Genomic DNA, 8,410 nt, shown 5'->3' on the forward strand with positions numbered 1-8,410 from the left:
CACTCACAAGCTTCTCGCTCACATACCCACAAGCTCAATAACAAAATTATATTTTTTTTTAAAACAAAAAAGGGGACATTTTTTTAAAATTTGGAGATCGAAGGGGACTAATTTTTAAATTTGGTTTGACAGAAGAAGAAATAAGTTCTGTTTGACTTTGCAAAGCCAGTTGATATTCTTTCTGGCTTACTTTGGCTGTTTCAAGTTTGGTTGATAAGTCACTAACCTGGGCTATTAACCGCTCTATCTCTGCTTCTTTTGTTAAAATACTTTTTTCATAGCGTTGAATTTCTTCTCTTTTCTCTAGCTCTATTTGTTCTTCTGTTCTCTCCCTTGCCTCAGTTTCATTGGATTTTTTTAATTTTACACCCTCTTTCAATTGATCCAGCATAGCACCTTTGGGATCGACAGTTTGCTTTTGTGATTCTGTAGGTTTTGATGAAGTAACCTGAGGTTTTACACCTTTTTTAAAAATTGGAGGAGGTGGCGGAGGAGGAATCCCCATTGAAGGTGGAGGAGGTGGTGGTATTGGTGGCCCCCCTGTGATTGTCTCAGTATTTGATGATAATTCGGGGGTAGAACTTTTTATTTCCCTGGTTTTCCTTGATAGTTTACCTAATTCATCTTTAATGCCTTTTTGCAAGCCTTCTATCTCTTTTATAGCTTTTTCAATCGCAACTTTATTACTGTTCACCTCACCCTTTGTGACTTCAATTTTTGATATTTCTTCTCGCAGTCTTCTCACCTCGCCTTGCAACAAATTGATTTTCTCTACTAAGGCAGCTTGTTTTTTCTGTAAATCCTGGATAGGGCCATTATCTCTTTTGCCGAACATAATTCTTACCTTCATTGAGCGTTGATATCAGAAAAAGTCATGTTTATTGATATCTTATAATACATAATGATCTTATATTAAGCATATATGTTCTAAATAAATTTTCAACTTCTTCGCGTAAGATTATGATTTGCTTACTATTCTTACTCGAGGCCATATCCTACTAAACGACACCCTTTGTAAAAATATAAAATGTTAGATTGCGAAATTTAATAAGATGCTTAATAATGGTTAAATCATTGATTAAAGGAGTGGATATGACACTCAAATTAGGTAAAACAAAAGTCCTCGCATATGGATTAATGATTTGCTTTCTTGCTGGCTGCTATCATCCACCTTACAACAATTTCCGCCCTGATCATCGTGCCGCCAGACGAGTAGGTGTTGATACAGGAGTTGGCGCTATCGCTGGTGCTGTGGCAAGCGGAACGGTGTCTGGAACTCTTATCGGAGCAGCAGCTGGCGGCACTGTAGGGATCCTCGCAAGTTTCTACAGAGACAGCAAACGCAAAATTATCAAAGACTTACAAAAACAGGATATTCAATATGTTGAATACGGCGATACTAGAACATTAATTATACCCACGGACAAGTATTTCATGTTTAGTAGCCCTCGCCTCAACGAACTATGTTATCCTGGTTTAACTAATATTATCAGGTTGTTAAATTTTTATCCTCAAAGTACAATTTACGTTGCAGGATTTACTGATAATGTAGGATCGCGCAGTCATAAAAGGAAACTCTCTCAAGCACAGGCAGAAACTATGCTTACCTACCTTTGGGCCAATGGTATTCCAGCCAAGCGGCTTAAAGCAGAGGGCTATGGAGATAAAAATGCAATTTCTGACAATGCCCTAATTCATGGCAGTGCCCAGAATAGACGGATCGAGATCCAGTGGTTTACAGCTCCAGCTCAACCTGCTCCGCAAATGGCCTATGCCTATGTAAAGTAACGGTGTGTAACCACTCATCTAGGATGAGTTTCCCCCCACTCACTGGCCTAGGCCTATGTTTAGGGGAGTAGGAATGAACTACTATCTCAACCCCCTTCTCCCGGGAGGATTGGGGAGAGTAGAAATGAACTACTATCTCAAACTCCCTCCCCTGATTTCGGGAGGATTGGGGAGAGTAGAAATGAACTACTATCTCAAACCCCTCTCCCGATTTCGGGAGAGGGTTGGGGAGAGGGTAAAATAAGGTTTTATTAATGTATTCAAGATTTATAGGCGGCATATTATTAATCGTTGGAACCTCCATAGGTGGGGGAATGTTAGCTTTACCAGTAGCTAATGCTTCCATAGGTTTTTGGCAATCAACAATATTTCTTATGATCTGTTGGGCATTTATGACCTTTGGAGCATTTTTTATATTGGAAGCCAATTTATATTTATCCAGAGGAAAACATATGGTCTCTATGGCAAAAGCCACTTTAGGAGATTATGGTTTGCTCATTGCCTGGATTAGTTACCTCTTCTTGCTATATACCCTACTTTCTGCCTACATTTCGGGTGGGGCTGATGTATTGAATAGTCTTTTATTCAAAGCAAATTTACACCTTAGTGATTGGCAAGCCAGCTCACTATTTACCCTGCTTTTTGGCTTAGTAGTATATGGAGGCATTCATTCTGTCGATATTGCCAATCGCGCCCTCATGTTCGGTAAATTAGCGGTTTATTGCATACTCGTAATTCTTATCGCACCACATATAGAATTACATTATTTTTATCATGGCGATTTTCAATATATTGGTGGGGCAATTATGATTTTAATTACCTCATTTGGCTTTGCCATTATAGTACCCAATTTGAGGGATTATTTTGATGACGATATAAAAACTTTGAAAAAAGTAATTTTTATTGGCTCGTTGATCCCTTTAATATGTTACATAGCCTGGGATGCAGTAATCATTGGCTCTTTACCTTCCGCAGGTAGTAATGGTCTTGAAAGTCTGATGACCAATCCACACACCACCAGTGCACTGGCCACTCTCCTAACCGACAGAATTCAAAATACAACTATCAGTGCCCTATTTAATTTTTTTACCTCTATTTGTATGTTAACTGCCTTTTTGGGGGTATCGCTTTGTTTATTTAGTTTTCTGGCCGACGGCTTAAAATTGCGAGAACGAGGTAATCATGGAATCGGTTTATTTCTTTTAACCTTCCTACCACCATTACTTATCGTAATTTATTATCCTGGTGCGTATATTTATGCATTACGTTATGCAGGAATATTTTGCATTATATTACTGCTGCTATTGCCTGCTTTAATGTGTTATTTTGGCAGAAGGCATTACAAAGCAGCCTTTATGGTTCCTGGGGGCAAAATATCACAATTGGCTGTGATTATCGTGTCTTTGGGCTTGTTAGCACATGAGCTTATTGTACTTTTTAAGTAGAAGCACTAGGGTGTTGACGTTTGCGATAAAAACAGGCAAAGTCAGTTTATTCAGTAGTTGACTTTTTCTGGAAGACAAAGTATCATTTTGCTCTATATTTGTACTGTTTGTTGGGTTATACTTGGTGATCAATTCAAAATTAGTTGGTGGTATATTACTCATAGTAGGCACTTCGATTGGGGGAGGAATGCTTGCACTTCCCGTTTCTACAGCCGAAGTAGGATTCAGCAACTCATTATTTTTCCTTATTTTCTGCTGGTTAGTGATGACGGCAGGAGCGCTATTAATTCTGGAGGTCAATCTTAGACTTCCTCCAGGAAGCAATATGATCTCCATGGCTAAATCAACATTAGGTTTGCCAGGGCAAATTATTGCATGGATCACTTATCTTTTTCTTCTTTACACACTTCTTGCCGCCTACATATCAGGAGGAAGCGATGTGTTCAATAGCCTATTGCATAAGGTCCATATTGATCTTCCAAATTGGTTAACCTCTATAGTATTTACTACTCTATTCAGTCTCATTGTATATAACGGCATACGTTCAGTAGATTACGTCAATCGTGGACTTATGTTTGGTAAATTAGGCATCTATGTTTTGTTAGTTATAATTATTAGCCCTCATGTATCTCCATCAGGATTAGTTGGCGGATCTGCTAGGGCGTTCACTGGGACTCTCATGATTCTGGTCACCTCATTTGGATTTGCTTCTATTGTGCCCAGTTTGCGCGATTATTTTAATGATGATTTACATAGTCTGCGACGAGTTATTATCTATGGATCTCTTATTCCCTTATTTTGCTATATAGTATGGGATGCAGTCATTATGGGCGTGGTTTCGCGCGAAGGGGAAAATGGTTTATTAGCTTTAATGAGCTCTGATCATGCAACCAGTGGTCTGACAGAAGCATTAAGTCAATCGGTAAACAGTCAATGGATCAGTGGATTTTTTGGATTTTTTACATCCATTTGTATGATTACTGCTTTTCTTGGAGTTTCATTAGGACTCTTTGATTTTCTTGCAGATGGCTTTAAACTCAGGAAATCTGGTCATCAAGGCAAATATACTTTAGCCCTAACTTTCCTTCCGCCATTAGCTGTGGTTTTGTTTAATCCAGGTATTTATCTTCATGCTTTAAGTTATGCCGGCGTATGTTGTGTCATATTGCTTTTGTTATTACCTTCTATCATGGCATGGAAAGGACGACAAACCTGCACTCAATCTCCATCAGAAACCCATATGATACCCGGCGGTAACTCTGCTTTAAGTCTTATAGGTCTTATAGCCATTGTTTTACTCATTATTGCAATAAGGTATTAACATCATCTTATAGTTATAACGCAGGTAGCTCACTCCGAGCGCCAACCCTACATCAAAATAATAGCCATTAGAGAGCCTGGATATTAATGATTCGTGGTTCTGTTCATTATTCTAAAAATAAGCGATACTTCACCATAAAACATCAATTAATTTAGCTATGACTAAAATAAGACCCTTTCTTAAATGGGCAGGAAGCAAATATAACTGTTTAAACGAAATAATTTCATCACTACCCGCTGGTCGCCGTTTAATAGAACCATTTACGGGCTCTGGGGTGGTTTTCATGAATACTAATTACCCGTCTTACTTATTGGCTGAAAGTAATATCGACTTGATTAATATTTATAAAACTCTGCAAATGAGCGGGGAACCTTTTATAGATTATTGTGAGCAATATTTTACACCTGAGGCTAATTCTAAAGAAAAATATTATGAGTTGCGCGATCAATTTAACATATTAAAAAACTCAAGCCAAAAGTCCGCAGTGTTTCTTTATCTTAATCGGCATGGCTATAACGGTTTATGCCGCTACAACTCAAGAGGAAAATACAATGTTCCTTTTGGCCTTTACAAAAAGCCCTATTTTCCACGTAAAGAAATGATATTGTTTTATCAAAAGAGCTCTTCCGTACAATTTATTCATGATGATTTTAGAAAAACTTTCACATTAGCAGAGCCTGGGGATATCATCTATTGCGATCCACCTTATGTGCCAATAACAGAAAATACTCAAACTTTGCCCTATAATCAAAAATTATTTTCCAGGGAAGATCAAATTGAACTAGCCGAATTGGCTAAAGAAACAGCTTCAAGAGGAATCCCAGTAATAATATCGAATCATGATACTGAGTTCACAAGATACCACTACCAAAAAGCCCGAATAAAAAGCTTTCTTGTATCTCGCTGGATAAGCTGCCAAAGTCATCAGAGACTTCCAGTGAAAGAACTAGTTGCAGTATTCCATACCTAACTTATTTGTAAATAGTCACAAGTATAATTTTTAAAATGAAATACCCCATATACTCTTAAAGCATAGATTGAGTTCAGTCTCCACTGTCATTAAGTGAATCCTAACCTATGCTCTTAACTTACTTCACGAATGATTCCCGGAATGATCCTTAATAAAGAAGGCTAATATAGTCACTAAGAGTAATGAAATCGGTAAAATAGAAAGAGCGACTTGATAATCTTCAACCGTGTATATATGCTCACCTGCAACTATACCGCTGTCACCAAATGTATCCAGTAATTTTCCTACCAAAGGTTGGAAAAAAGCACCTGCAAAAGAGATAATCATATTGGTTGCTGCAAAGACTGTTCCAGATAATTTCGCACCGCTGCATTCCTTAGCCATAATAAAAACAATAATTTCCGTAGCGCTAAAGACACCATACAAGAATAATAAAATATTTAAGGAAAGATATGACAAACCAGGCCAATATAAGACTAAACTGATGCATATTAAAGACAATATGGCACCAATAACCAGAGGCAATAATCGTCTACCAGTACTGTCCGATATATAGCCAGCCAAAGGAGCCCCAACTGCCCAACCTAAAAAAACAGCAGAAACCGTTTTAGCAGCTTCTACCTTGGTTAAATGATGTGCTTGTTCTAGATAGGTTTTACCCCATAATTCCCCAAATACTGATAATGAAGTATACAAGCAGGCACCTACAAACCCAATCAACCACACCTCATGTGACATTAATACTTTAAGTACATTATGAAAAAACTCAGGTAAAGGATATTTATTGGGCTGATATCCCTCAGGACCATCTCTGACTACAAAGAAAGTTAAGATACATAAAGCGGAACCAATCATTGCGATTTGCATTAAAACATGATCCCAGCCTATGATTTCAGACCATTCAGTAATTTTGATTTCACCATAAACCAACCCTAGCATACCTAAAGTAGTAATTAATCCGGCAACTAAAGAAAAATAACGACGAGGTAACCAATGCAATGCCAAAGACAACACACCAACAAAAGCAAAGGAAGATCCAAATCCTACTAGAAAGCGGCCCAAACCCACCAAGACAATAGACCAAGTTAAGGTAAACATCCAAGAACCCAAAGCACAACACAAACAGGCAAAAGTTAAAAGTCGTCTTGGCCCATATCTGTCCATCAGCATACCTACGGGCATTTGCATGGGTGAATATGCAAAATAATATAGAGCTGAAATCTGACCAAAAGTCGTGGCCGAAATATGCCCCAGAGCAATGCTTAATTCGGTCTGCAAAGCTCCGGGAACGATCCTGAGTATGAATTCATAGCAGTAAAAAACGGCCCCGATAAAACAGACCAAAATACCATATGAGAGTTGTTTTCTAGTAATCATATTATTTAGGTGCCTGAGCGTGAGTTTCTTTTAAGAAGAAAGTTAAAATGGCCGCAATTAGTATACCTAATGGAATAATAGATAAAGCAAACTGATAATCATCAACCGTATACAATTTGCTCATATTATCGACTGCAGCTCCAATCGCTGTATCACCTGCTAAATGAGTTGATAAGCTAAAATCTAATAAGTGCCTACTAAGGGTTGCAAAAACATCGCTCCGAGCATCACTATCATATTAGTAACCGCCATTGCTGTACCTGCTGCTTCACCAGGGCTCAATTCCCTTCCTACAGCAAAAACAATAGCTTGTGCACTATATAATAATCCCAATAAAAACATCAAAGATTGGATATTAGATTCATTTAATCCAGGCATATATAAAATCATCATCATAACAACTGCAGCACCACTCGCGCCAATCAGCATTGGAAATTTACGCCTGTATAGCCGATCTGAGATATACCCCATTAATGGAGCGCCCAGAATAAATCCCAGGAAGAGTATAGAGTTAGCCAATCCTGCTGCCTGCGTGGATAAACCATGTGCATGATGCAAATAAGGAATACCCCATAATTCTGCAAAAACAGTGGTAGGCAGATAAACCAGACAGCCGTACATTCCATTCACCCAAATCTGCCGGTTAGTAATAATAATTCCTAAATCAACCAAACCCTTTTTAAGAGTTGGAACCGTTCCGCTCTGTCTATGGTGTCCTTTACGATCTTTAATACCTACCCATAACACCAAGGTCAAGACGATACCAAACGCAGCAGTCATATTCAGGGTCTTTACCCAGCCTAATTTGACTACGAACAACTCTAGGAAATTATCACCCAGCATAGCACCAATGGGGCCCAGAGCTGATGTCATACCTGATACCATAGCTAATCTATTTTCAGGTAACCAAAGAGTAGCGAGTTTTAACACCCCAACGAAAGCAAAAGCGGAACCAAACCCAACCAAAAAACGACCAGTTGCAGCTATCCAAAAAGTAGTTGTGCCAGTAAACATATACGTTCCAATCACGCATATCAAACAAGCCATGGTTAGTAATTTTTTAGGGCCATACCTATCTAATAACACACCCACTGGCAATTGCATTGGAACATAGGCTATATAATAAATAGAAGAAAGGACGCCAAAACCTGAAGCGGATAAATTAAAATGAGTTCGTAAAGCATTCTCCATTACACTCGGTGCAATTCGTAACAAATACTCATAGCTATAAAATATTGCTCCTAGCCCACAAAGTAGCCACCCAATCATTGCATAAGTAGTTCGGTTTTCAGTATGCAAAATTATCTCCTTAATGATTAGTCAAGTGCTTTTCCACTCGTAATTCTCATTTCAGCAATATCCTTGTCTATCTTACAAACACACGAAAGCTCATCCAGCGCTCTCAGGAAATCCATCATGTTTTTCCAGTTTTGCAAGATGTCCATAATAAATGCTTAGGACTAAAAACCTTACATCTATGAGGTAAAATAAAACGTAACTGACAATTCC

At 38.3% G+C, this 8,410-nt stretch carries 8 protein-coding genes and 1 pseudogene; 5 read left to right on the forward strand and 4 right to left on the reverse strand.

Annotation, left to right across the window (positions count from 1 at the left end; translation table 11 throughout):
* Positions 1-58: 58 nt before the first annotated feature.
* Complete coding sequence (locus tag OK13_RS13170; protein ID WP_035891524.1) at positions 59-835, reverse strand: coiled-coil domain-containing protein; 777 nt, start codon at positions 833-835, stop codon at positions 59-61.
* 257 nt (positions 836-1,092) lie between these two features.
* On the opposite strand from OK13_RS13170, the gene cmpA reads away from it, so the two are divergent.
* The 4 genes from cmpA (at position 1,093) to OK13_RS13185 (ending at position 4,554) form a co-directional block, all read left to right on the forward strand.
* On the forward strand, positions 1,093-1,788 hold the full coding sequence (cmpA, locus tag OK13_RS13175) for a C-OmpA-like family protein CmpA (protein WP_035891528.1): 696 nt from the start codon (positions 1,093-1,095) through the stop codon (positions 1,786-1,788).
* A gap of 73 nt (positions 1,789-1,861) precedes the next feature.
* Positions 1,862-2,032, forward strand: a complete 171-nt coding sequence (locus tag OK13_RS14645; protein WP_160264756.1) for a hypothetical protein — start codon at positions 1,862-1,864, stop codon at positions 2,030-2,032.
* A gap of 10 nt (positions 2,033-2,042) precedes the next feature.
* A complete protein-coding gene (locus tag OK13_RS13180; RefSeq protein ID WP_035891529.1) occupies positions 2,043-3,233 on the forward strand; it encodes an amino acid permease in 1,191 nt (396 codons plus the stop codon).
* Between the two features lie 124 nt (positions 3,234-3,357).
* Positions 3,358-4,554, forward strand: coding sequence for an amino acid permease (locus OK13_RS13185; RefSeq protein ID WP_035891532.1), 1,197 nt, complete (start codon positions 3,358-3,360; stop codon positions 4,552-4,554).
* A gap of 129 nt (positions 4,555-4,683) precedes the next feature.
* On the opposite strand, the gene OK13_RS15575 is transcribed toward OK13_RS13185, so the two are convergent.
* A complete protein-coding gene (locus tag OK13_RS15575; protein ID WP_241480573.1) occupies positions 4,684-4,839 on the reverse strand; it encodes a hypothetical protein in 156 nt (51 codons plus the stop codon).
* Here OK13_RS15575 and OK13_RS13190 point away from each other — a divergent pair.
* Positions 4,772-5,524 (forward strand): Dam family site-specific DNA-(adenine-N6)-methyltransferase, encoded by a 753-nt coding sequence (locus OK13_RS13190; RefSeq protein WP_241480572.1) that lies wholly within the window; start codon positions 4,772-4,774, stop codon positions 5,522-5,524. The two genes, OK13_RS15575 and OK13_RS13190, sit on opposite strands and share 68 nt — an antisense overlap.
* 123 nt (positions 5,525-5,647) lie before the next feature.
* Here the strand turns inward: OK13_RS13190 and OK13_RS13195 are convergent, their stop codons facing one another.
* Positions 5,648-6,901, reverse strand: a complete 1,254-nt coding sequence (locus OK13_RS13195) for an MFS transporter (RefSeq protein ID WP_035891535.1) — start codon at positions 6,899-6,901, stop codon at positions 5,648-5,650.
* Between the two features lies 1 nt (position 6,902).
* Positions 6,903-8,200: pseudogene (locus tag OK13_RS13200) on the reverse strand (MFS transporter).
* Positions 8,201-8,410: the final 210 nt, after the last annotated feature.

It is taken from the genome of Legionella norrlandica (genome assembly GCF_000770585.1).
In the GTDB taxonomy this organism is placed as follows: domain Bacteria; phylum Pseudomonadota; class Gammaproteobacteria; order Legionellales; family Legionellaceae; genus Legionella; species Legionella norrlandica.